The organism is Streptomyces sp. NPDC056161 (assembly GCF_042268025.1).
GTDB lineage: Bacteria > Actinomycetota > Actinomycetes > Streptomycetales > Streptomycetaceae > Streptomyces.
Genome location: NZ_JBHJUV010000002.1, coordinates 169,070 through 193,037, shown reverse-complemented (window position 1 = coordinate 193,037; position 23,968 = coordinate 169,070). Strand labels below are relative to the sequence as shown.

18 protein-coding genes are annotated in these 23,968 nt (G+C 71.1%); 11 read left to right on the top strand and 7 right to left on the bottom strand.

The window, feature by feature from the left end; translation table 11 throughout:
* Positions 1–60: 60 nt before the first annotated feature.
* The 9 genes from ACFC09_RS02780 (at position 61) to ACFC09_RS02740 (ending at position 12,692) form a co-directional block, all read left to right on the top strand.
* The gene (locus tag ACFC09_RS02780; RefSeq protein WP_376523200.1) at positions 61–987 is read left to right on the top strand and encodes a carbohydrate ABC transporter permease; all 927 of its coding nucleotides are present in this window, start codon (positions 61–63) and stop codon (positions 985–987) included.
* A 4-nt stretch (positions 988–991) separates the two neighbouring features.
* Entirely contained in the window at positions 992–1,915 is a 924-nt protein-coding gene (locus ACFC09_RS02775) for a carbohydrate ABC transporter permease (RefSeq protein WP_376523198.1), read from the top strand.
* A 675-nt stretch (positions 1,916–2,590) separates the two neighbouring features.
* Positions 2,591–3,790 (top strand): ROK family protein, encoded by a 1,200-nt coding sequence (locus ACFC09_RS02770; RefSeq protein ID WP_376523195.1) that lies wholly within the window; start codon positions 2,591–2,593, stop codon positions 3,788–3,790.
* 133 nt (positions 3,791–3,923) lie between these two features.
* Entirely contained in the window at positions 3,924–5,024 is a 1,101-nt protein-coding gene (locus ACFC09_RS02765) for a substrate-binding domain-containing protein (protein ID WP_376523621.1), read from the top strand.
* A 177-nt stretch (positions 5,025–5,201) separates the two neighbouring features.
* Positions 5,202–5,993 carry an ATP-binding cassette domain-containing protein gene (locus tag ACFC09_RS02760; protein ID WP_376523619.1) on the top strand — a complete coding sequence of 264 codons (792 nt, stop codon included), beginning with the start codon at positions 5,202–5,204 and terminating at the stop codon, positions 5,991–5,993.
* Positions 5,990–7,285: a sugar ABC transporter permease gene (locus ACFC09_RS02755; RefSeq protein WP_376523192.1), complete on the top strand. Its 1,296-nt coding sequence runs from the start codon at positions 5,990–5,992 to the stop codon at positions 7,283–7,285. Before ACFC09_RS02760 ends, ACFC09_RS02755 begins: the two co-directional genes overlap by 4 nt.
* A 246-nt stretch (positions 7,286–7,531) precedes the next feature.
* Complete coding sequence (gene dxs / locus ACFC09_RS02750; RefSeq protein WP_376523189.1) at positions 7,532–9,460, top strand: 1-deoxy-D-xylulose-5-phosphate synthase; 1,929 nt, start codon at positions 7,532–7,534, stop codon at positions 9,458–9,460.
* A gap of 136 nt (positions 9,461–9,596) precedes the next feature.
* Complete coding sequence (locus ACFC09_RS02745; protein WP_376523184.1) at positions 9,597–11,111, top strand: amino acid permease; 1,515 nt, start codon at positions 9,597–9,599, stop codon at positions 11,109–11,111.
* Between the two features lie 132 nt (positions 11,112–11,243).
* A complete protein-coding gene (locus ACFC09_RS02740) occupies positions 11,244–12,692 on the top strand; it encodes an ArnT family glycosyltransferase (RefSeq protein ID WP_376523182.1) in 1,449 nt (482 codons plus the stop codon).
* A 189-nt stretch (positions 12,693–12,881) separates the two neighbouring features.
* Here the strand turns inward: ACFC09_RS02740 and ACFC09_RS02735 are convergent, their stop codons facing one another.
* Positions 12,882–13,253 (bottom strand): NTP pyrophosphohydrolase, encoded by a 372-nt coding sequence (locus ACFC09_RS02735; protein WP_376523179.1) that lies wholly within the window; start codon positions 13,251–13,253, stop codon positions 12,882–12,884.
* A gap of 73 nt (positions 13,254–13,326) precedes the next feature.
* On the opposite strand from ACFC09_RS02735, the gene ACFC09_RS02730 reads away from it, so the two are divergent.
* Complete coding sequence (locus tag ACFC09_RS02730) at positions 13,327–14,343, top strand: hypothetical protein (protein WP_376523177.1); 1,017 nt, start codon at positions 13,327–13,329, stop codon at positions 14,341–14,343.
* Positions 14,344–14,475: 132 nt separating this feature from the next.
* Here ACFC09_RS02730 and ACFC09_RS02725 read toward each other — a convergent pair whose 3' ends face one another.
* From ACFC09_RS02725 to ACFC09_RS02705, 5 genes are all read right to left on the bottom strand, one after another.
* Positions 14,476–16,605, bottom strand: a complete 2,130-nt coding sequence (locus ACFC09_RS02725) for a 3-hydroxyacyl-CoA dehydrogenase NAD-binding domain-containing protein (protein WP_376523174.1) — start codon at positions 16,603–16,605, stop codon at positions 14,476–14,478.
* Complete coding sequence (locus tag ACFC09_RS02720; RefSeq protein ID WP_376523172.1) at positions 16,602–17,819, bottom strand: thiolase family protein; 1,218 nt, start codon at positions 17,817–17,819, stop codon at positions 16,602–16,604. The genes ACFC09_RS02725 and ACFC09_RS02720 overlap by 4 nt, the downstream gene beginning before the upstream one ends.
* 519 nt (positions 17,820–18,338) lie before the next feature.
* Positions 18,339–19,652 carry an HRDC domain-containing protein gene (locus ACFC09_RS02715; protein WP_376523169.1) on the bottom strand — a complete coding sequence of 438 codons (1,314 nt, stop codon included), beginning with the start codon at positions 19,650–19,652 and terminating at the stop codon, positions 18,339–18,341.
* A gap of 194 nt (positions 19,653–19,846) precedes the next feature.
* On the bottom strand, positions 19,847–20,506 hold the full coding sequence (locus ACFC09_RS02710) for a response regulator transcription factor (RefSeq protein ID WP_250401061.1): 660 nt from the start codon (positions 20,504–20,506) through the stop codon (positions 19,847–19,849).
* A 657-nt stretch (positions 20,507–21,163) separates the two neighbouring features.
* A complete protein-coding gene (locus ACFC09_RS02705; protein ID WP_376523165.1) occupies positions 21,164–21,841 on the bottom strand; it encodes a DUF3000 domain-containing protein in 678 nt (225 codons plus the stop codon).
* 131 nt (positions 21,842–21,972) lie between these two features.
* Here ACFC09_RS02705 and hemE point away from each other — a divergent pair, with 131 nt between their 5' ends.
* Positions 21,973–23,040, top strand: coding sequence for a uroporphyrinogen decarboxylase (gene hemE, locus ACFC09_RS02700; RefSeq protein WP_376523163.1), 1,068 nt, complete (start codon positions 21,973–21,975; stop codon positions 23,038–23,040).
* Position 23,041: 1 nt separating this feature from the next.
* Here hemE and ACFC09_RS02695 read toward each other — a convergent pair whose 3' ends face one another.
* Complete coding sequence (locus tag ACFC09_RS02695) at positions 23,042–23,875, bottom strand: rhomboid family intramembrane serine protease (protein WP_376523161.1); 834 nt, start codon at positions 23,873–23,875, stop codon at positions 23,042–23,044.
* Positions 23,876–23,968 lie beyond the last annotated feature (93 nt).

Below are 23,968 nucleotides of genomic sequence, written 5' to 3'. Positions count from 1 at the left end.
GCCGAGCGCGCGGGGCGGACCCTGGTGACGGCACTCGCGGGGAGATCGAGGGCGGCAGTCATGCAGCACGGTAAGTACCGGTTCATCGCGGGGTTCTTGGTGGTGCCCCTGGGGCTCTACGCCCTCTTCGTCGTCTGGCCCTTCATCCAGTCCATCTACTACTCGTTCACGGACTGGACCGGGCTGAGCCCCGACTTCAAGATGGTGGGCCTCGACAACTACACGAGGATGGTCCACGACGACATCTTCTGGAAGTCGTTGCGGCACAGCCTGCTGTTCGCGGTGGTGCTCCCACTGGTGACGATCAGTCTGGCGCTGTTCCTCTCCTTCATGATCAACGTGGGCGGCCGGCACCGGAGGGGCGGACCGGTGGTCACCGGCGTCCGGGGCTCCTCCTTCTACAAGATCGTTTACTTCTTCCCCCAGGTGCTGTCGATCGCGATCGTCGCCCTGTTGTTCGCTTTCGCGTACAACCCGGACAGCGGTGCCATCAACTCGGTGCTGCGCGGCATCGGCCTCGACAGCCTCCAGCCGCTGTGGCTGGGCGACCCCGGCCTCGCCCTGTGGTGTGTGATGGCGGTCCTGGTCTGGTCGACCACCGGCTTCTTCGTGGTCCTGTTCTCGGCGGGCATGGCGTCGATCCCCGCCGACCTGTACGAGGCGGCCCTGCTGGACGGCGCGAGCCGCTTCACCACCTTCTTCCGCATCACCCTGCCCCTGCTGTGGGACACCGTGCAGTCGGGCTGGGTCTACATGGGCATCCTCGCCCTGGGCGCCGAGTCGTTCGCGGTCGTGCAGATCATGACGACCGGACCGGGTGGCCCCGACTACTCGACCACGGTGCTGGTCCTGTACGTGTACCAGAAGGCGTTCCGGGACGGTCAGGCCGCCTACGCCACCACCATCGGCGTCGCCCTGCTGGTCGTCACGCTCGCGTTCGCGGCGATCGTGATGCGGCTGGGCCGTCGCGAGCGGCTGGAGTTCTGATCCGATGAAGACGACCGAGACCCCCGCTCCCGTGCCGGCCGAGTCCGGCGCGCCGGTGACCAGGACGGACCCGTCCGCCGCGCGGCGGCCCGGACGGAAGAAGGAGGGCCAGGCGCTCAACGCCTTCTCGCACGGATTCCTGGTCATCTGGGCGATCATGGTGGTCACACCGCTGCTGTGGGCGGTGATGACCTCCTTCAAGGACGACCGGTCCATCTTCTCCTCGCCCTGGTCGCTGCCGGACAAGCTGCACTTCGACAACTGGTCGCGGGCCTGGACCCAGGCCAACATGAGCGACTACTTCCTCAACACCGTCCTGGTGGTGGCCGGCTCGCTGATCGGCACGCTGGTGCTCGGCTCGATGGCGGCCTACGTCCTGGCCCGCTTCGACTTCCCCGGCAACCGCTTCATCTACTACCTGTTCATCGGCGGCATGAGCTTCCCGATCATGCTGGCGCTGGTCCCGCTGTTCTACGTCGTGAACAACATGGGGCTGCTGAACACGATCCACGGCCTGATCCTGGTCTACATCGCGTATTCGCTGCCGTTCACGGTGTTCTTCCTGACGGCGTTCTTCCGGACGCTGCCGACCTCGGTGGCGGAGGCGGCCTTCGTGGACGGCGCGTCCCACTCCCGGACGTTCTTCCAGATCATGCTGCCCATGGCCAAGCCCGGACTGATCAGCGTGGGCATCTTCAATTTCCTGGGCCAGTGGAACCAGTACATGCTGCCGACGGTGCTGAACACCGATCCGGACAAACGCGTCCTGACCCAGGGCCTGGTCCAGCTCGCGGTGAGCCAGGGATACAAGGGCGACTGGTCCGGACTGTTCGCGGGGCTGGTGATGGCGATGCTGCCGGTACTGGCCGCATACATGGTCTTCCAGCGCCAGGTGGTGCAGGGTCTGACGGCAGGCGCGCTGAAATAGGGCGGGGCCCGGCCGGACCGGTCTCCCGGGGCGACACCGCGCCGCCCGGCCGCCTCCACCGGGCGGGCGGTGCGGTGCCGCCCCGTACGGTGCGGTCGGCGCGGCGCGGCGCGGCGTCGTGCTGGGTGGTGCCCTGTTCGTCCGTGTCGTGCTGTGCGTGCTGTGCATGCATGTTCCGGCGTGGCGTGGCGTGGTGTGGCGTGGAGGGGAGGGGAGGGGCTTCGGGCCGCCTCGGGGTGGCCGATCCCGTACGGGAACCCCCTCGGGGTACTGCCGCGCCTCCGCCGGACCGGTCGCGGATTCGCGGGTGTGATTCGCACACAGGTTCCCTCGACGGCGGTGGGGCCGGGGTGAGAGGGGTGGTCCGGGTTCCGCGGCTGAAGGGGCGGGGAGGCGTCGTGGGCGGGTCGGACTGGGGCTCGCAGCGGTCGGCGGCAGGTCCGTGGGACGCGCCACGAGGCCGCTGCCGCCCTGCTGGAGTGGCGTGGGCGGGTCCGTCGGGTGTCCTCGGCGTGACCGACGAAGTGACAGCGATTTACGTCAAGGACTTGACTGCGGCAACCCCTTCAGCAGAGCTTGGAGTTCATAACTTGTAAGTGGCCCGGTTCCGCAGATGTGACCTGGGCCACGGGCGGCGCAGGGGCCGCCCGGCCGATGGCGGGAGTGGATGAGTCGATGGAGACTCCGGGGTCGCAGTCGTCGCTGCACCGAGCCAACCTGGAACGAGTCGTACGGGCCGTGCGGCTGGCCGGGTCGCTCACGCAGGCGGAGATCGCGCGGACGACCGGCCTGTCCGCGGCGACGGTCTCCAACATCGTGCGAGAACTCAAGGACGGCGGAACCGTCCAGGTGACGCCCACCTCGGCGGGTGGCAGGCGGGCCCGGAGCGTTTCGCTGAGCGGAGACGCCGGGATCGTCATAGGCGTCGACTTCGGCCACGCCCACCTGCGCGTCGCGATCGGGAACCTGGCGCACCAGGTGCTGGCGGAGGAGTCCGAGCCGCTGGACGTCGACGCGTCCGCCGCGCAGGGCTTCGACCGGGCGGAGGAACTGGTCAACCGGCTGATCGACGCGACCGGCGTGGACCGGGCGAAGGTCGCGGGCGTGGGCCTCGGCGTGCCCGGCCCCATCGACGTCGAGTCGGGCACCCTCGGCTCCACCGCCATCCTGCCGGGCTGGTCCGGCACCAGGCCCGCCGAGGAGCTGCGGGGGCGGCTCGGCGTTCCGGTGCACGTCGACAACGACGCCAACCTGGGTGCCCTCGGCGAGCTGGTCTGGGGCAGCGGCCGGGGCGTGCGCGACCTGGCGTACATCAAGGTCGCCAGCGGTGTCGGCGCCGGTCTGGTGATCAACGGCAAGATCTACCGGGGCCCCGGCGGCACGGCGGGTGAGATCGGCCACATCACGCTCGACGAGTCCGGCCCGGTCTGCCGCTGCGGCAACCGCGGCTGCCTGGAGACCTTCACGGCCGCGCGCTACGTGCTCCCGCTGCTCCAGCCGAGCCACGGCGCCGACCTGACCATGGAGGCCGTCGTACGGATGGCCCGGGACGGCGACCCGGGCTGCCGCCGGGTGGTCGCCGACGTCGGCCGGCACGTCGGCAGCGGTGTGGCCAACCTGTGCAATCTGCTCAACCCCAGCCGGGTGGTCCTCGGCGGGGACCTCGCCGAGGCCGGAGAGCTGGTGCTCGGCCCCATCCGGGAGTCGGTCGGGCGCTATGCCATCCCCAGTGCCGCGCGCCAGCTCTCCATCCTTCCCGGGGCGCTCGGCGGCCGTGCCGAGGTGCTGGGGGCGCTCGCCCTGGCGCTCAGCGAGATGGGTGATTCAACCCTTTTGGACGGCACCCTGCCCACCGCGACACCCGCCTTCACTTAGAGAACGGCTGACACCGTTGCCATCTCGTTAAGGATTTACTTCTTGACGTCGCACGTGTGGCCGAGTTGACTTCCAGCCACCTCGGCCGCAACGACGCGGCCTCGTCAGGGAGGTTTCTGAAGTGAACACGCGTATGCGTCGTGCCGCCGTTGCTGTTGCCGCAGGTGCGATGGCCGTTTCGCTTGCCGCCTGTGGAAGCGCCAAGAACTCGGGCAACAACGACTCTTCCTCGTCCTCGCCCAAGAAGGGCGACGACATCAAGGTCGGCCTGCTGCTGCCGGAGAACAAGACCGCGCGCTACGAGAAGTTCGACCGCCCGTTGATCGAGAAGAAGATCAAGGAGCTGACGAACAACAAGGCGGAGATCCAGTACAACAACGCACGCCAGGACGCGAATCTCCAGGCGCAGCAGGTCGACACGATGATCACCAACAAGGTGGACGTGCTCATCGTGGACGCCGTGGACGCCAAGGCCATCCAGAACTCGATCCAGAAGGCCGCGGACGCCGGCATCAAGGTCGTCGCCTACGACCGTCTGGCCGAGGGACCGATCAGCGCCTACACCTCGTTCGACAACGTCGAGGTGGGCAAGACCCAGGGCGAGGCCCTCCTGAAGGCCCTGGGCAGCAAGGCCACCAAGTCCTCCAAGATCATTATGGTCAACGGCTCGGTCACCGACCCGAACGCCAAGCAGTTCAAGGAAGGCGCCCACTCCGTCCTCGACGGCAAGGTCACCATCGCCAAGGAGTACGACACCCCGGAGTGGTCGGCGGACAACGCCAACTCCGAGGTGGAGACGGCGATCTCGTCGATCGGCGGGAAGAACATCGCGGGCGTCTACTCCGCCAACGACAGCATGGCCGGCGGTATCATCACCGCCCTCAAGGCGGCCGGCCTCACCGTGCCGGTCACCGGCCAGGACGCCGAACTCGCGGGCGTGCAGCGGATCGTCACCGGCGAGCAGTACATGAGCGTCTACAAGTCCTACCCGGAGGAGGCGGCCACGGCCGCCGAGATGGCCGTCGCGCTCGCCAAGGGCGAGAGCCTCGACTCCGTCGCCAAGACCAAGGTCTCCAGCGGCAGCGCGAAGGACGTCCCGTCCACGCTGGTCCCGGTCGTCTCGCTGACCCAGGCCAACATCAACGACACCGTCATCAAGGACGGCATCTACACCGTCTCCGAGATCTGCTCGGGCAAGTACAAGACGGCCTGCGACAAGATCGGCCTCAAGTAGGCGGTCACGGTCCCTCCAGACACGGTGATCCACCCTTGAATCCCCGTGTGGGACACGACTGCCCCCGGCTCCACCGGTGCCCCGCGCATCAGTCAGCCCCGCAAGCTCGGCGCGGGGCGCCGGATGGATTTCCCCCAACTTCTGCACAACCTCCCGCCGGGTCAGGCGGCGAAGGAGATGGTTCACGTGTCCGCTACGCCCGTGCTGGCGTTGCGCGGGGTCTCCAAGCGGTTCGGTGCCGTTCAGGCGCTCACCGACGTAGAGCTTGAGGTCCACGCCGGTGAAGTGGTCGCCCTGGTGGGTGACAACGGCGCCGGAAAGTCCACGCTGGTCAAGACGATCGCCGGCGTGCACCCCATCGACGAGGGCGTCATCGAATGGGAAGGCAGGCCGGTCCAGATCGGCCGGCCGCACGAGGCCCAGAACCTGGGCATCGCGACGGTGTACCAGGACCTCGCGCTGTGCGACAACATCGACGTCGTCGGCAACCTCTTCCTGGGCCGTGAGCTGAAGCGGCGCGGCATCCTCGACGAGGTCGAGATGGAGCGCCGCTCCCGCGAACTGCTCACCACCCTGTCGATCCGCATCCCCAGCGTCCGCATCCCGATCGCCTCGCTCTCCGGCGGTCAGCGCCAGACCGTGGCGATCGCCCGTTCCATGCTCGGCGAGCCCAAGCTGGTCATCCTCGACGAGCCCACCGCCGCCCTCGGTGTCGAGCAGACCGCCCAGGTCCTCGACCTGGTGGAGCGGCTGCGTGAGCGCGGCCTCGCCGTGATGCTCATCAGCCACAACATGGCCGACGTCAAGGCCGTGGCGGACAAGGTCGCCGTGCTGCGCCTGGGCCGCAACAACGGCGTGTTCGAGGTCAAGACGACCTCGCAGGAAGAGATCATCTCCGCCATCACCGGAGCCACCGACAACGCCGTGACCCGTCGTGCGGCGCGCTCGAACGGGGAGGTTTCCCAGTGAGCATCGACAAGACCTCCGCGGCCACGCAGGACGAGACCGTCGTGGAGAACCCCGAGGCGGCGGCCGCCGCGGTGACCGCGGTCGACCCGCGCCTGCTCGTGCGCGAGCAGGGCCTGACGGGCTACCTCGGCGAGTTCAAGCGCAAGCTGAAGGCCGGTGAGCTGGGCTCCCTCCCGGTCGTCCTCGGCCTGATCATCATCTGCATCGTCTTCCAGAGCCTGAACTCCAACTTCCTGTCCGCGCAGAACCTGAGCGACATCACCGTCACGATGGTCGGCACGGGCATGATCTCCGTCGGCATCGTCTTCGTGCTGCTGCTCGGTGAGATCGATCTGTCGGTCGGTTCGGTCAGCGGCGCGGCCAGCGCCCTCGCGGCCGTCCTCGCCGTCAACCAGGGCTGGCCCGAGTGGCTGGCCGTGGTCATCGCCATCGTGGCGGGCGTCGCCATCGGCGCGCTGCACGGCTTCTTCTTCGCGGTGCTCGGCGCCCCCGCCTTCGCCGTGACCCTGGCCGGCCTGCTGTTCTGGCTCGGCTTCATGCTCAAGGTGCTGGGTGAGAACGGCACGATCAACCTCGACGGCGACGGACTGATCGGCAAGCTCACCACGTACTTCTTCTCCGACGTGGCCGCCGCCTACGGGCTGGCCCTCGTCGTGGTCGTCGTGTTCTTCGTCACGTCGTTCCTGGGCAACCGCCGCCGCGAGGCCGCGGGCATCCCGTCCCGGCCGCTCAGCGACACGCTGGTCCGCACGATCCTGCTGGCGGTCGTCTCGTTCGCCGCCGCCTACATGTACAACCAGTACAAGGGTCTGCCGCTGGCCACGGTGATCTTCGTGGCCTTCCTGGTGGGCACGGACTTCGTGCTGCGCCGCACCGCCTACGGCCGCAAGGTCTTCGCGCTCGGCGGCAGCGTGGAGGCGTCCCGCCGCGCGGGCATCAACGTCACCGCGGTGCGGATCTCCGTCTTCGCCATCTCCGGCGGCTTCGCAGCCGTCGGTGGTCTGTTCCTGGCCTCGAAGATCGCCTCGGCCAACCAGAGCGCCGGCACCGGTGACCTGCTGATGAACTCGATCGCCGCGGCCGTCATCGGCGGCACCAGCCTCTTCGGCGGCCGGGGCCGCACCTGGAACGCGCTGCTCGGCGTCCTGGTCATCGTGTCCATCCAGTACGGGCTCCAGCTGGAGTCCATCGCCGAGCCGGTGAAGTACATGATCACCGCGGCGGTGCTGCTGATCACCGTGGTCGTCGACTCCATCACACGCAAGACGCAGAAGACCGCGGGCCGCGCGTAGGCGCTCCGCTCAGGGTCGGCCACAATACGTCGTTGCTCGGCTGCGGCGGCGTCGTGGCTGGTCGCTCCCCCGAGTTCTCGGCTTCGCTCGAACAGGGGGGACCCCCAGTTCCCCGCGCCCCTTTCGGGGCGCTGATGGTGCCCGGTGCCTTTGAGGTGCCGGGCACTGTCGTGTCAGGAGGAAGGTGAACATTAGACTGCCTCGGGCCTGACTACGCTCGATCAGCTCTACTGCAAGGAGGCACTGGTGTCGCTGCTGACCCGCATCAGGGGACCGCGCGATCTGGACCGGCTCAGTCTTGAGGAGCTGAACCAGCTGGCGGAGGAGATCCGGACCTTCCTCGTGGACGCCGTCGCCAAGACCGGCGGCCACCTCGGGCCCAACCTCGGAGTGGTCGAGCTGACCATCGCCCTGCACCGGGTCTTCGAGTCCCCGAAGGACAAGGTGCTGTGGGACACGGGCCACCAGTCGTACGTGCACAAACTGCTCACCGGTCGGCACGACTTCTCGAAGCTGAAGATGAAGGGCGGCCTCTCCGGCTACCCCTCGCAGGCCGAGTCCGAGCACGACGTCATCGAGAACTCGCACGCCTCCACCGTCCTCGGCTGGGCCGACGGCATCGCCAAGGCCAACCAACTGCTGCGCCGCGACAGCCACGTCGCCGCCGTCATCGGTGACGGCGCCCTCACCGGCGGCATGGCCTGGGAGGCCCTGAACAACATCGCCGCCGCCAAGGACCGCCCGCTGGTCATCGTCGTCAACGACAACGAGCGGTCGTACGCGCCGACCATCGGCGGACTCGCCAACCACCTGGCCACGCTGCGCACGACGGACGGCTACGAGCGTTTCCTCGCCCGCACCAAGGACCTCCTCGGGCGCACCCCGGTCGTCGGCAAGCCGCTCTACGACACGCTCCACGGCGCCAAGAAGGGCTTCAAGGACTTCATCGCGCCGCAGGGCCTGTTCGAGGACCTGGGCCTGAAGTACGTCGGCCCGATCGACGGCCACGACATCGAGGCCCTGGAGTCGGCGCTGGCGCGGGCCAAGCGGTTCGGCGGGCCGGTCATCGTGCACTGCCTCACCGAGAAGGGCCGCGGCTACCAGCCCGCCCTCCAGGACGAGGCCGACCGCTTCCACGGCATCGGCCCCATCCACCCCGACAGCGGCCTGCCGGTCAAGGCGTCGGGCGCCGACTGGACCTCCGTCTTCGGCGACGAGATGGTGAAGCTCGGCCGGGAGCGCGCGGACGTCGTGGCCATCACGGCGGCGATGCTCCAGCCGGTCGGCCTGAAGAAGTTCGCGGACGCCTTCCCGGACCGGATCCACGACGTCGGCATCGCCGAGCAGCACGGCGCCACTTCGGCGGCGGGCCTGGCGCACGCCGGACTGCACCCCGTCTTCGCCGTCTACGCCACCTTCCTCAACCGCGCCTTCGACCAGGTGCTGATGGACGTGGCCCTGCACCGGTGCGGGGTCACCTTCGTCCTGGACCGGGCCGGTGTCACCGGCAGCGACGGCGCCTCCCACAACGGCATGTGGGACATGTCCATCCTCCAGGTCGTGCCCGGACTCAGGCTCGCCGCGCCGCGCGACGCCGAACAGGTGCGCGCCCAGTTGCGGGAGGCCGTCGCGGTCGAGGACGCGCCGACCGTCGTGCGCTTCTCCAAGGGCGCCGTCGGCCCCGCTGTACCGGCCGTGGACCGCGTCGGCGGCATGGACGTGCTGCGCAGGCCCGGCACCGACACCCCGGACGTGCTGCTGGTCTCCGTGGGCGCGCTCGCGCCGATGTGCCTGGAGATCGCCGACCTGCTGGACAAACAGGGCATCTCCACCACTGTCGTCGACCCGCGCTGGGTCAAACCGGTGGACGAGGCCATGGCACCCCTCGCCGAGCGGCACCGGGTGGTCGTCACGGTCGAGGACAACTCCCGGGTCGGCGGCGTCGGCTCGGCCGTCGCCCAGGCCCTGCGGGACGCGGAAGTCGACGTACCGCTGCGCGACTTCGGCATCCCGCCGCGCTTCCTCGACCACGCCTCGCGTGCCGAGGTCCTCGCCGAGATCGGCCTGACCGCACCGGACGTCGCCCGCCAGGTCACCGGCGTCGTCGCCCGGCTGGACGGCCGCTTCGACCCGCCCACGGCCGAGATCGACCCCGTGGAGCGGGCCCGCGACTGAACGCCCGGACGGGCCGGTTCCGTCACCGACGACGAGTGACGCGACCGGCCCGTTTGCGTGAACACGTCCGCGCCGGGGCATAGCTTCCACGCCCCCTCTCGATCATGTCGAGAACGCCGAGCGCGGGAGGTACCTCGTGACCAGCAGCCTCTTCAGGACGAAGCAGGTCGAGCAGTCCATCCTCGACACCGAGGATCCGGAGCACGCGCTCAAGAAATCCCTGTCGGCGCTGGACCTGACCGTCTTCGGCATCGGCGTCGTCATCGGCACCGGCATCTTCGTGCTGACCGGCAAGGCCGCCAAGGAGAACGCCGGTCCCGCGGTCGCCCTGTCCTTCGTCGTCGCCGCCGTCGTCTGCGCCCTCGCGGCGCTCTGCTACGCCGAGTTCGCCTCCACCCTCCCGGTGGCGGGATCCGCGTACACCTTCTCGTACGCCTCCCTGGGCGAGCTGCCCGCCTGGATCATCGGCTGGGACCTGGTCCTGGAGTTCGCGCTCGGCACGGCGGTGGTCGCCGTCGGCTGGTCCGGGTACATCCGGTCGCTGCTGGACAACGCGGGCTGGCACCTGCCGGCCTACCTGGGCAGCCGGGACGGGGCGCACGGGTTCGGCTTCGACATCCTGGCCGCCGCGCTGATCCTGGTCCTCACCTGCATCCTCGTGCTCGGCATGAAGCTCTCTGCCCGGGTCACCTCGATCGTCGTCGCCGTCAAGGTGGCCGTCGTCCTCATCGTGATCGTCGCCGGTGCCTTCTTCGTCACCGCCGGCAACTACAAGCCGTTCGTCCCGCCCACGCAGCCGGTCGAGGCGGGCGGCAGCCTGCACGCGCCCCTCTTCCAACTGCTGGCGGGCTGGGCACCGTCCAACTTCGGAGTGATGGGCATCTTCACCGCCGCCTCCGTCGTCTTCTTCGCGTTCATCGGTTTCGACGTCGTGGCCACCGCCGCCGAGGAGACCAGGAACCCGCAGCGGGACATGCCGCGCGGCATCCTCGGCTCGCTGCTCGTGTGCACCGTGCTGTACGTGGCGGTGTCCGCCGTCGTCACCGGCATGCAGCGCTACACCCAGCTCTCCATCGACGCCCCGCTGGCGGACGCCTTCAAGGCCACCGGGCACCCCTGGTTCGCCGGCGTGATCAGCTTCGGCGCCGCCGTCGGCCTGACGACCGTCTGCATGATCCTGCTGCTCGGCCAGACCCGGGTGTTCTTCGCGATGAGCCGCGACGGGCTTCTGCCGCGCTTCTTCTCCCACGTCCACCCGCGTTTCCGCACCCCGCACCGGCCGACCATCCTGCTCGGCGTCGTCATCGCGGTCATCGCGGGGTTCACCAGCCTCAGTGAACTGGCCGAGTTGGTGAACATCGGCACGCTGTTCGCCTTCGTCGTCGTCGCCGTCGGGGTGCTCATCCTCCGGCGGACCCGCCCGGACCTGCCGCGGGCCTTCCGCACCCCATGGGTGCCGGTCGTCCCCGTGGTGTCCGTCGCGGCCACCCTGTGGCTGATGCTGAACCTGCCCGCCGAGACCTGGCTGCGGTTCGCCGTCTGGATGGTGATCGGCTTCGTCGTCTACTTCCTGTACGGCCGCACGCACAGCCGACTGGCCCCCGGCGGGCAGACCCCGGCCCCGTCCCCGTCGCAGGGCCCGCGCGCCTGAGCGGGCACGACGAGGTCCGGTGGGCGGCGCCCCGAACGGACGCGGGCAACCGCGGCGCCCCTGTTCGAGCGAAGCCCCCGCCCCGTATGTCCCGCTTCGGTGGAGGCTCCGGGTCCGGATAGCGTGCTCACCATGCTCGCCGCGCCTCCCGCCCCACCACGGTCCGTCGCCGCAGGGACGGCGTACTGGGCGCGGCTGCTGCCCCTGCTGGCGGTACTGGCCTGCGTCACCCGGCTGCCGTCCTTCGCCCGGCCGCTGTGGAACCCGGACGAGGGCTATCTCGCCGTACAGGCGCGGATGCTGGCCCACGGCGGACGGCTGTACGAGACGGTCGTGGACCGCAAGCCACCGCTCGTGCCCTGGCTGTACGAGGGCGCGTTCGCGGTGTTCGGATCGGGCTCGCTCACCCCGGTGCGGGTGCTGGCGATCCTCGCGCACCTGTGCACCGCGCTGCTGCTGGCCTCCCTGGCCAGGCGCCGCTGGGGCGACACCGCGGGCCGCACGGCCGGCGTGCTGTACCTGCTGGTGTCCGTCGGACTCAACCCCGAGGACGCGCAGGCCGCCACCTTCGAGGTGTTCATACTGCCCAGCACGGCCGCCGCGATGTGGTGCGCGGACCGACGCCGCTGGGGCGCCGCCGGGGCCGCCGTCGCCTGCGCCTTCCTCGCCAAACAGACCGGCGGGGCGGTGCTGGTGCCGGTGGTGTGGCTGCTGTACCGGCACGGCGCACCGCCGGGCGGGGTGCTGCGGCTGGCGGCCGGGACGGCCGTGCCAGTGCTGTGCGCGGCCCTGGTCACGGACCCGGCGGGCTTCGTCTTCTGGACCGTCACCGGCTCCGGCGCGTACGCCTCCTTCACCGGCTCCGAACTGCACGTCCTCATCCGGGCCCTGACCAACACGGCGATCCTCGCGGTGGCCTCGGCCGGCCTGGTCCCGCCAGTGCTCCGGGCGCTGCGGGTGGCCCGCACGGGCGTGCCGGACCTGTGGCTGTGGCTGGGTGCCTCGGCCGCCGCCGTCACCGTCGGCTTCCACTTCTTCGGCCACTACTACCTGCAACTCACCCCGGCCATCACCCTGTTGGCGACCGCCGCGACGCAGGTCCTGCCCCGGGAACGGCTCACGGCCGCGGTCCGCACCACCGCCTGCTGCTGCGCCCTGTTCCTGGCCTGGGGGCTGCTGGCGCCCCGCACCGACCTGGGGCACGCCCAGCGGCTCGCCGCCGCGGTCGGCGACCGCACGGCGCCCGGTGACCGCGTCCTCGTCTGGGGCATGCACCCGGAGACGTACTGGCTCGCCGCACGCACCCCCGCCAGCCGCTATCTCACCGCGGGCCTGCTGACCAACTACAGCGGCGGACGCAACGGACCCCAGGTGGGCGAGAAGTACGCCGTACGGGGCGCCTGGCCGGTCTTCCGCGCGGAACTGGCCGCGCACGCCCCGGCCCTGGTGGTCGACGACTCCCGGGGCGGACCGTACGCCCCCGACCGGGTACCGAGCCTGCGGCGGCTGCTGACGGCCGGTTACCAGGAGGTCGGGGAGGTGGACGGGGCGGTGCTGTACGGGCGGGTCGCGGGGGAGTAGCCGTACGTTCAGCCGTACGCACGGGTCGCGGGGGAGCAGCCGTACGCACGGGGCCCGGGGTAGTAGCCGTACGCACGGGCCGCAAGGGAGCAGCCGTACGTTCGATTCGCGGGGAACCGCCGCGGCTCCGCTCGCTCCGCCCCACCGGGGGACGCGGTCCGCGGGCTGTCTCCGGCGCGGCCCGGCCGGTCACCCCAGCGCGGCACGCGGGCCGGTGACCTCCGCTCCCAGCTCCGTGACCCTGCGGCGCAGTTCACGGTCGGCCGTGACGACGAGCCGGCGCCGGTCCGGATGCCCGGCGACCAGCTCGACGACCCGGTCGTCGCCGCTGCCCGGCGCCGGCTCCACCCGCACACCGGGCACGGACGTCACCGCACGCGCGCCGCCCTCGACGACGAGCACGATCTCGGCGGGCGCCGCACGGCCGGGCAGCCCGTCGGCGGCGAGCCGGTCGCGCAGCCGCTCCGCGGCGCCCTTCCGGTCCCGCCACCACCCGTCGGGCACCGACCCGACCACGTTGGCGGCGTCGACGATCACGAGCAGCGGGGATTCCACGTCCATGCCGCCAGGGTCGCACGGCGCCGCGGACCGGGGCGCTCCGGCCGCCGCCCGGGGCGCCGCTTAGAGTGAGGTGGTGAACGGCGATTGGCTCATACGCGGCCGAGACGGCCGGCTCAGTGTGTACCTGCTGTCGGACGACGCCGTCCTGTGCCGGGCGGAGCGCGGGCCGGACGGCACCTGGGACGCCCCGCGCAAGGTGGGCGGCGAACAGCGGCTGCACCCCGTCCTCGCCGTCGGACAGGGCGCCGACGGCTACGCCCACCTGGTGTCCTGGCGGCCCACCGTCTCCGGCGAGGCCGGTCTCGTGCACTCCACCCACTTCCGCCCCAGGCTCGCCGCACTCGACTGGGCCGCGATCGGCCACCCCAACAAGAAGGGCGCGCGCACCGGTACACCGGCCGTCGCGGTCGACGCCCAGGGACGCGCCCACGTCTTCGTCCGCAACGGCGGCGGCGGTGTGAGCATGGTCGCCCAGAAGGTGAAGGGCGGCTGGGAACCCTGGCGCGACCTCAAGGGGCGTGACGTGCAGGAGGAACTGGCGGCGGTGACGGGAGAGTCGGGACGGGTGGAGCTCTACGCCGCGGTCCCCGACGGCATCCTGTACTGGCGGCAGGAGAAACCGGGCGCGCAGCCGGCCCTGGCGGAGACGCTGGAGGCACCGGTCCGCCCGGGGACCCTCCACGCCGTCGCCACCTCGCCCGCAAGGACGACCCTCTTCTTCACCGACAACGCGGGCTATCTGTGCGCCTGGCGTCCCGGCGGGCCGCCGGTCACCCTGCTGCCCGCCGCGGGTCCCGGCGCGGTGTCCGCCGTGCGCTGTGAACTCGACGGCCACGACTGCACGTTGCTCGCCCAGCGCGCGGCGAGCGGCCGGGTCGCCTTCGCGGCCTACCCCACCGAGCAGGAGTCGGCGGGCGCCTGGTGGACCGAGTCGGGCCCGGTGCTCCCCGCGGACGCCGGGGTCTCGCTGGCCGTCGACGCGGACGACGAGGTGGTGGCGGCGACGTCCGCCCCGTCCACCGGACGGCTCCTGCTCACCCGCCGCAAGGACGAACCCGGGCTGGCGCTGGTCGCGTGGCGGGAGGTCTGAGACCGCCGGCCCGGCGGCCGACGCCCCCCGTCCGCGATCCGCGCCGAGCAGCGCCGCGGCACGACGGAGCACCGCCCCGACAGGCCAGTGGGCCTCCGCCACCCGGGCGGAGGCCCACTGGCGCGACGGCTGTCACACCGGGACGCTCGCCACGCCCGGAGAAAGGAACAGCTTGCCGTTCACGCGCTCGGAGACGCCCTCACGGTCCAGGTACGGCGTGACGCCGCCCAGGTGGAAGGGCCAGCCGGCGCCGGTGATGAGGCAGAGGTCGATGTCCTGGGCCTCGGCGACGACACCCTCGTCGAGCATGAGCCCGATCTCCTGCGCCACCGCGTCCAGCACCCGCGCCCGCACCTGCTCCTCGGTCAGCACGGTGTCGCCCTGCTTCAGGAGCGCGGCCACCTCCGGGTCGAGCTCCGGCTTGCCGCTGTCGTACACGTAGAAGCCGCGCTTGCCCGCCTCGACGACCGCCTTGAGGTTGGGGGAGACCGTGAAGCGGTCCGGGAAGGCCCGGTTCAGGGTCTGGGAGACGTGCAGGCCGATGGCCGGGCCGACCAGCTCCAGCAGGACCAGCGGCGACATCGGCAGCCCCAGGGGCTCCACCGCCTTCTCCGCGACCTCGACGGGCGTGCCCTCGTCGATGACGTTCTGCACCTCGCCCATGAAGCGGGTGAGGACCCGGTTCACGACGAACGCCGGGGCGTCCTTGACCAGGACCGCCGTCTTCTTCAGCTTCTTGGCCACGGCGAACGCGGTCGCCAGCGACGCGTCGTCCGTCCGCTCGCCGCGCACGATCTCAAGGAGCGGCAGCACCGCGACCGGGTTGAAGAAGTGGAAGCCCACGACCCGCTCGGGGTTCTTGAGCTTCGACGCCATCTCCGTCACCGACAGGGAGGAGGTGTTGGTGGCGAGGATCGCGTGCGCCGGGGCGACCGCCTCGACCTCCGCGAACACCTGCTGCTTGACGCCGATCTCCTCGAACACGGCCTCGATGACGAAGTCCGCGTCCGCGAAGCCCTCGGCCTTGTCCAGGACGCCCGTCACCAGCGCCTTGAGGCGATTGGCCTTGTCCTGGTTGATCCGGCCCTTGCCGAGCAGCTTGTCGATCTCGCCGTGGACGTAGCCCACGCCCTTGTCGACGCGTGCCTGGTCGATGTCGGTGAGCACGACGGGAACTTCGAGGCGGCGCAGGAAGAGCAGGGCGAGCTGCGAGGCCATCAGACCGGCGCCGACCACGCCGACCTTGGTGACCGGACGGGCCAGGTTCTTGTCCGGGGCGCCCGCCGGTCGCTTGCCGCGCTTCTGGACCAGGTTGAACGCGTAGATGCCGGCGCGCAGTTCGCCGCTCATGATCAGGTCGGCGAGCGCCGCGTCCTCGGCGTCGTAGCCCTGCTGGAGGTCGCCGTTCTTGGCGGCGGCGATGATGTCGAGGGCGCGGTAGGCGGCCGGGGCCGCGCCGTGCACCTTGCCGTCCGCGAGGAAACGGCCCTTGGCGACGGCCTGGTCCCACGCCTCGCCGCGGTCGATCACCGGGCGCTCGACCTCGATGTCGCCCCTCAGCACCTGGGCGGTCCACAGGAGCGACTGCTCCAGGAAGTCGGCGCCGTCGAAGACCGCGTCGGCGATGCCCAGGTCGAAGACCTGCTCGCCCTTGAGCTGCTTGTTCTGGTTCAGGCTGTTCTCGATGATGACCGAGACCGCCTTGTCGGCGCCGATCAGGTTCGGCAGCAGGGTGCAGCCGCCCCAGCCCGGCACCAGGCCGAGGAACACCTCGGGCAGGGAGAACGCCGGGACGGCCCGGGAGACCGTGCGGTAGGCGCAGTGCAGGCCGACCTCGACGCCGCCGCCCATGGCGGCGCCGTTGTAGTAGGCGAAGGTCGGCACGGCGAGGCCGGCGAGGCGCTTGAACACCTCGTGGCCGCCCTTGCCGATGGCCAGCGCGTCCTCGTGGTTCGTCAGCAGTTCGACGCCCTTGAGGTCGGCGCCGACCGCGAAGACGAACGGCTTGCCGGTGATGCCCGCGCCGACGATCTCACCCGCCGCCGCCTCGGCCTCGATCTGGTCGATCGCGGTGTTCAGGTTCGCCAGCGAGGCCGGTCCGAAGGTGGTCGGCTTGGTGTGGTCGAAGCCGTTGTCGAGGGTGACCAGCGCGAACCGGCCCGCCCCGAACGGCAGGTCGAGGTGGCGTACGTGCGCCTGCGTGACGACCTCGTCGGGAAACAGCGCGGCCGCATCCTTCAACAGATCAGCGGTGGTGCTCACTTGTCCCCCTCGAAGTGCGGGTTCTCCCAGATGACCGTCGCGCCCATGCCGAAGCCGACGCACATGGTGGTCACGCCGTAGCGGACCTCGGGCTGCTCCTCGAACTGGCGGGCCAGCTGTGTCATCAGCCGGACGCCGGAGGAGGCCAGCGGATGCCCGAAGGCGATGGCGCCGCCGTACTGGTTGACGCGCTCGTCGTCGTCCGCGATGCCGTAGTGGTCGAGGAAGGCCAGGACCTGGACGGCGAACGCCTCGTTGATCTCGAACAGGCCGATGTCGGAGATGGACAGGCCCGCCTTGGCGAGGGCCTTCTCCGTGGCCGGGATCGGACCGTAGCCCATGACCTCCGGCTCCACGCCCGCGAAGGCGTACGAGACGAGGCGCATCCTGACCGGCAGGCCGTTCGCGCGGGCGAAGTCCTCGCTCGCGACGATCGAGGCGGTGGCGCCGTCGTTCAGACCGGCCGCGTTGCCCGCGGTGACCCGGCCGTGCACCCGGAACGGCGTCTTCAGGCCCGCCAGGTTCTCCAGCGTGGTGCCCGGACGCATCGGCTCGTCGGCGGTGACCAGACCCCAGCCGGTCTCGCCGGCCTCCGGGTCGGTACGGCGCACCGAGATCGGCACCAGGTCCTGCTGGATCTTGCCGTTCGCGTACGCCTTGGCGGCCTTCTCCTGCGAGCGCACCGCGTACGCGTCGGCGCGCAGCTTGGTGATGTGCGGGTAGCGGTCGTGCAGGTTCTCCGCGGTCATGCCCATGAACAGGGCGGACTCGTCGACCAGCTTCTCGCTCACGAACCGCGGGTTCGGGTCCACGCCCTCGCCCATCGGGTGGCGGCCCATGTGCTCGACGCCACCGGCGATGACGGCGTCGTAGGCGCCGAAGGCGATCGAACCGGCGGTGGTCGTGACGGCGGTCAGCGCGCCCGCGCACATCCGGTCGATCGAGTAGCCCGGTACGGACTGCGGGAGACCGGCGAGGATGCCCGCCGTGCGACCCAGGGTCAGGCCCTGGTCGCCGATCTGTGTGGTGGCGGCGATGGCGACCTCGTCGATCTGCTGCGGGTCCAGACCGGGGTTGCGGCGCAGCAGCTCCCGGATCGCCTTCACGACGAGGTCGTCGGCACGGGTCTCGTGGTAGATGCCCTTCGGGCCCGCCTTGCCGAACGGGGTACGGACGCCGTCCACGAAAACGACGTCCCTGACGGTACGAGGCACGATGGCTCTCCTCCACGGTGCGGGATGGCACTGCCGCGCTGCGCTGAGCGCGCGCTCAGACTCTATGCTACTTATCGGTAACGTAGCTGCCCACCCCTCGGAGCGGGAGCGGTGAACGTCACACCTTCGGCGGCACCGCGTACCGGTTCTTCCGGCGCGGCCCGCGGGCCTTCCACGCGGGGCGGCGTGCGGGCCGGGCATGGCGGCCGGTCGCTGCGGGCCCGGCCCTGAGCGGCGGCGAGGTGCGGGGCTGGGGGCTTCGGAACAACCGGGCTTCGGAATACGCGGGCTTCGCAACAGGTGGGCTTCGGAACGCTTCGGATCACGGCGAGGGGCGGCCGACTGCGGTGTGCGGGCCGTCCCAGGATCTTGGCGTGATTTCGACGTCCGTTTTCCGCTTCCGTCGGCCTGCGACGCCCATGGGGTGATCGTCTTCGGGCGCTTCGGCGCGTTGACGCCGCCGACCTGACGCCCGCCGGCCCGCTGCCCGCCGTGGTCCGGGCCCGTGCCCGGCGACGGCTACGAGGGTTCCTGGTCCGCCTTGGCCTTCGCCGTCGCCGACAGCGCGGTCACGAGCGCCGGGGCGACCTGTTCGATCTGCCAGGGTCTCGCCCCGTACCCGGCGAGGGCGGCGGTCACCGAGTCGGCGTCGGCCGGCTTCGGCGGTTCCCAGCACAGCCGGCGCACGGTGTCCGGCGCGATCAGGTTCTCCTGCGGCAGGACGAGTTCCTCGGCCAGCGCCGTGACCGCGGCGCGGGCCGCCGACAGCCGGGCGGCGGCGGCCGGGTCCTTGTCGGCCCAGGCACGCGGCGGGGGCGGCCCGGTGACCGGCTGGCCCGGCTGCGGCAGCGCGGAATCGGGCAGTGCCTTGGCCCGGTCCACCGCGGCCTGCCACTGCTCCAGCTGGCGCCGTCCGGTCCGGTGGCCGAATCCGTTCAGCGCGGCGAGCGCGTGCACGGTGCCCGGAAGGGCGAGCGCCGCCTCGACGATGGCCGCGTCGCTGAGCACCTTGCCCGGCGACACGTCCCGCCGCTGGGCGATCCGGTCCCGGGTCTGCCACAGCTCGCGCACCACGGCGAGCTGACGCCGCCGCCGCACCTTGTGCATGCCCGACGTGCGCCGCCAGGGGTCCTTGCGGGGCTCGGGCGGCGGGGCCGCGGCGATGGCGGCGAACTCCTGTAGCGCCCAGTCCAGTTTGCCCTGCCGGTCCAGCTCCTTCTCCAGCGCGTCGCGCAGGTCGACGAGGAGTTCCACGTCCAGGGCGGCGTACCGCAGCCAGGGCTCGGGCAGCGGCCGGGTCGACCAGTCGACGGCGGAGTGGCCCTTCTCCAGGACGTAGCCCAGGACGCCCTCGACCATCGCGCCGAGACCGACCCGCGGGAACCCGGCGAGCCGGCCCGCCAGCTCCGTGTCGAACAGCCGGCTGGGCACCATGCCTATGTCGCGCAGGCACGGCAGGTCCTGGGTGGCCGCGTGCAGCACCCACTCGACCCCGGACAGCGCCTCGCCGAGGGCGGACAGGTCGGGGCAGGCGACCGGGTCGATCAGCGCGGTCCCGGCGCCCTCGCGGCGCAGCTGCACCAGGTAGGCGCGCTGGCCGTAGCGGTAGCCGGAGGCGCGTTCGGCGTCGACCGCGAGGGGGCCGGTGCCCGCGGCGAAGGCCGCGACGGTCTCGGCCAGCGCGGCCTCGTCGGTGATCACGGGCGGAATGCCCTCACGCGGTTCGAGCAAAGGGACCGGCGTCCCCACCGCAGAAGATCCGCCGTCGTCCGGAGGGGTACCCCCGGTGGTGCGCAGTGGCATGTCTGCTGCGGTCTCTTGGGCGTCGGTCACCTGTCAAGAGTATCCGTGGATGGACGGCACCCGTCGACGGAACGTTCCGTCGACGGGCGCCGAGGGGGCGTAAACCAGTCAGGTCGGTGAAACATCGGGGACACGGTCGGCGGGGGAGGTGGCCGGGAACCGCCCGGCCGATCCGGTTCACATCAGTGAACGGCCGGAGTGAAAAACCGGCCGTCGCCGTGGGGTCAGTGGATGATTCCGGTGCGCAGGGCCACGGCGACCATGCCGGCCCGGTCACCGGTGCCCAGTTTGCGGGCGATGCGGGCGAGGTGGCTCTTGACGGTCAGCGCGGACAGGCCCATGGAGACGCCGATCGCCTTGTTCGACTGGCCCTCCGCGACCAGGCGCAGCACCTCGACCTCGCGGCCGGACAGTTCGCGGTAGCCACCCGGGTGACTCGGGGCACCCGGGGGGCGGCGGTGCATACGGGCGGCGGCGCCGAGGGGAGCGGCACCCGGTCGGGTGGGGAGCCCGATGTTGGTCCGGGTGCCCGTGACGACGTAGCCCTTGACTCCGCCGGCCAGGGCGTTGCGCACGGCGCCGATGTCGTCGGCGGCGGACAGCGCCAGACCGTTGGGCCAGCCCGCGGCTCGGGTCTCGGACAGCAGGGTCAGGCCGGAACCGTCCGGCAGGTGGACGTCGGCCACGCAGATGTCGCGGGGGTTGCCGATGCGGGGACGAGCCTCCGCGACGGACGAGGCCTCGATGACGTCCCGCACACCGAGGGCCCACAGGTGGCGGGTGACGGTGGAGCGGACACGCGGATCGGCCACGACCACCATGGCGGTCGGCTTGTTCGGGCGGTAGGCGACCAGGCTTGCGGGTTGCTCAAGGAGAACGGACACCAGGCCTCCTGGGGTGCGGGACGGGACCGGCTCGTGGGGGGTGAAGCCGGGACGAACCGTGCTTTCAAGGTCACAGTCGTCTTCGGCACCAAACCCGTTCGCCTTTAGAGAATGATCACGATCTGGTGAGAACAATCCGTGCAATTCGGACACGCGATCGATCACCCGAAGATCGAGTCGGTTCGACCGGATTCGCTTCCGCGACTGAAAGTGGCCGTATCGACAAAGAGATGGTCAACGAGATGATGATCGGCCGGTCGGCGGGACAGGGGGGCGGGTCGGGGTGAGGTGTTGGGGTGCGGTGTTGGGGTGCGGGGGTGGTTCGCGGGGGTGGTTCGCGGGCCGGGGCCGGAGGGCCGGCGCCTTCCGCCCACCGGCCGCTCGGGGACGAGGCCGCCGGACCGGATCCCGCTCAGTCGGCGAGGCCCGGCCCGTGCGACTGGTCGGACGCGGTGACGGCCGGGCCGTCGACCGAACCGTCGGCCGAGGTGCCGACTGATGTGCTTGACCGAGGTGGCCGATCGACGTGCCGACCGTGCCGTCGGCCGACGTGTCGACCGAGGTGCCGACTGATGTGCTTGACCGAGGTGGCCGATCGACGTGCCGACCGTGCCGTCGGCCGTACTCACCGCGGCCCGGTCGCGGCCGCAGTGGCCGTCAGCGGGACTGCGGGTCCCTGCGCTGGGGCAGGGTCACCACCGACGCGTCGCCCGGCGCGGCCGGCGGCAGGCCCGCGACCTGGGCCAGCAGATCGCACCAGGAGGCCAGATGGGCCGCCGTGTCCGGCACCCCGCCCAGCCCCTCCCGAGGTGTCCAGGAGGCCCGGATCTCGATCTGCGAGGCAGGCGGCCGCGCGGACAGCCCGCCGAAGTAGTGCGAACCCGCGCGCGTGACGGTGCCGCTCGGCTCGCCGTACGACAGCCCGCGCGCCTGGAGCGCACCGGTCAGCCACGACCAGCAGACCTCCGGCAGCAGCGGATCGGCCGCCATCTCCGGTTCCAGTTCCGCGCGTACCAGCGTCACCAGCCGGAAGGTGCCCTGCCAGGCGTCGTGCCCGGCCGGATCGTGCAGCAGGACCAGCCGGCCGTCGGCCAGGTCCTGGTCGCCGTCGACGACCGCGGCCTCCAGGGCGTACGTGAAGGGAGCGAGCCGCTGCGGGGCCGGCGTCGGGTCCACTTCGACCTGCGGGCGCAGCCGCGCCGTGCGCAGCGCCTCGACCGCGGCCCGGAAAGCGGGCGGTGCCGAACTGTCCGAGTGCCGGTCCGCCTCCCTGGCACTCTTCGCATCGTCCATCCCACCAGCGCCGTCCGACAGTCGTCCCTGAGCCGCAGCCATGCGGGGAAGAGTAAGGGGAACGGGCGCTTCGCGCAGGGAGGGACACCACCTAAAGGGAACCTAAAGATCACGGCCGCCTTCGGCCGAGGGCATGACCATGCCGGGTCCGGGGCCGTGCGAGACTTGCCGTCGTGAGTGCCAACGCAAGCCCCACGGGCCAGCAGCCGACCGCCACGTACGACAGCGCCTTCCTCAGGGCGTGCCGACGCGAACCCGTGCCGCACACCCCCGTGTGGTTCATGCGCCAGGCCGGCCGCTCACTGCCCGAGTACCGCAAGGTGCGCGAGGGCGTTCCGATGCTGGAGTCCTGCACCCGCCCCGAACTCGTCGCCGAGATCACCCTCCAGCCGGTGCGCAGGCACGACGTGGACGCGGCGATCTACTTCAGCGACATCGTCGTACCGCTCAAGGCCATCGGCGTCGACCTCGACATCAAGCCCGGGGTCGGGCCGGTCATCGAGCGTCCGATCCGTTCCCGGGCCGACCTCGCCCAGCTGCGCGACCTCACCCCGGACGACGTCTCCTACGTCACCGAGGCCATCGGCCTGCTCACCCGCGAACTCGGCCCGACCCCCCTCATCGGCTTCGCCGGCGCCCCGTTCACCCTGGCGAGCTATCTCGTCGAGGGCGGCCCGTCCCGGACGTACCAGAACGCGAAGGCGATGATGTACGGCGACCCCGAGCTGTGGGCCGACCTGCTCGACCGCCTCGCCGACATCACGACGGCCTTCCTGAAGGTGCAGATCGAGGCCGGTGCCTCCGCGGTCCAGCTGTTCGACTCCTGGGCCGGCGCGCTCGCCCCGGCCGACTACCGGCGCTCCGTGTTGCCCGCCTCCGCCAAGGTCTTCCGCGCCGTCGCCGGGTACGGCGTGCCGCGCATCCACTTCGGCGTCGGCACCGGCGAACTGCTCCCGCTCATGGGCGAGGCCGGCGCCGATGTCGTCGGTGTCGACTGGCGCGTCCCGCTCGATGAGGCGGCCCGCCGCGTCGGCCCCGGCAAGGCGCTCCAGGGCAACCTCGACCCGGTGGTCCTCTTCGCCGGCCAGGATGCCGTCGAGGCCAAGACCCGCGAGGTGCTCGACGCGGCCGCCGGTCTGGAGGGCCACGTCTTCAACCTCGGTCACGGCGTGCCGCCCGACACCGACCCGGACGCCCTGACCCGGCTCGTGGACTACGTGCACACGCACACCGTCCGCTGACTCACCACGTCTGCCAGGTCTGCCGGGGCCGGGCCTGTCTGCCGAACAGCAGCCGGGGCGGCTCCGGCGGGGGTACGGTGCCCGGCCGCAGCGGCAGCGCGAGCAGCATGCCCACGACGAAGCCGACGACGTGCGCCGCGTACGCCACCGAACCGGCGTCGGAGACGCCCTGCCCGGACGAGTACACCGCCTGGAGCACGAACCAGAAGCCCAGCACCAGCCAGGCCGGCAGCCGCAGCGGCAGGAAGACCAGGAACGGGACGAGGACCCAGACCCTGGCCTTCGGATACAGCACCAGATAGGCGCCGAGGACTCCGGCGATCGCCCCGGACGCGCCGATCAGCGGCTCGCCCGAGGAGGCGTTGAACAGCGCGAAGCCGTACCCGGCCGCGTATCCGCAGACCACGTAGAAGAGGAAGTAGCGGATGTGCCCCATCCGGTCCTCGACGTTGTTGCCGAAGATCAGCAGGAACAGCATGTTGCCCAGCAGGTGCAGCCAGCTGCCATGCAGGAACATCGCCGTGAGGACCGACAGCGGCGGATACTTGTCGTACGACGGCGCTCCCACCACGCAGCCCGGCCCCTGCGGGCCGACGCCCACGGCGCCGGTCGGGACCAGCCGCGGCAGCTGATGGTGGATCAGCTCCCTGGGCACCGCCGCGTAATGGTCGAGGAACGCCTGGAGATGGCACAGCTGCGCCAGGTCGCTGCCGCCGGTCACGGAACCCGCCATGCCGGGCGTGCGCAGGAAGACCAGCACGCACGCGGCGATCAACGCGTACGTCACCCAGGGGGTGCGGCGTACCGGGTTCACGTCATGGACGGGGATGACCACACAGGAGTAGTGCCCGCACCACGGCGGACGGAATCCGTGCGGGCCGCCGGAGAAGGTCGGGTGTTTCCTGCTGCGCGGGCAGGGGAAGGCCGT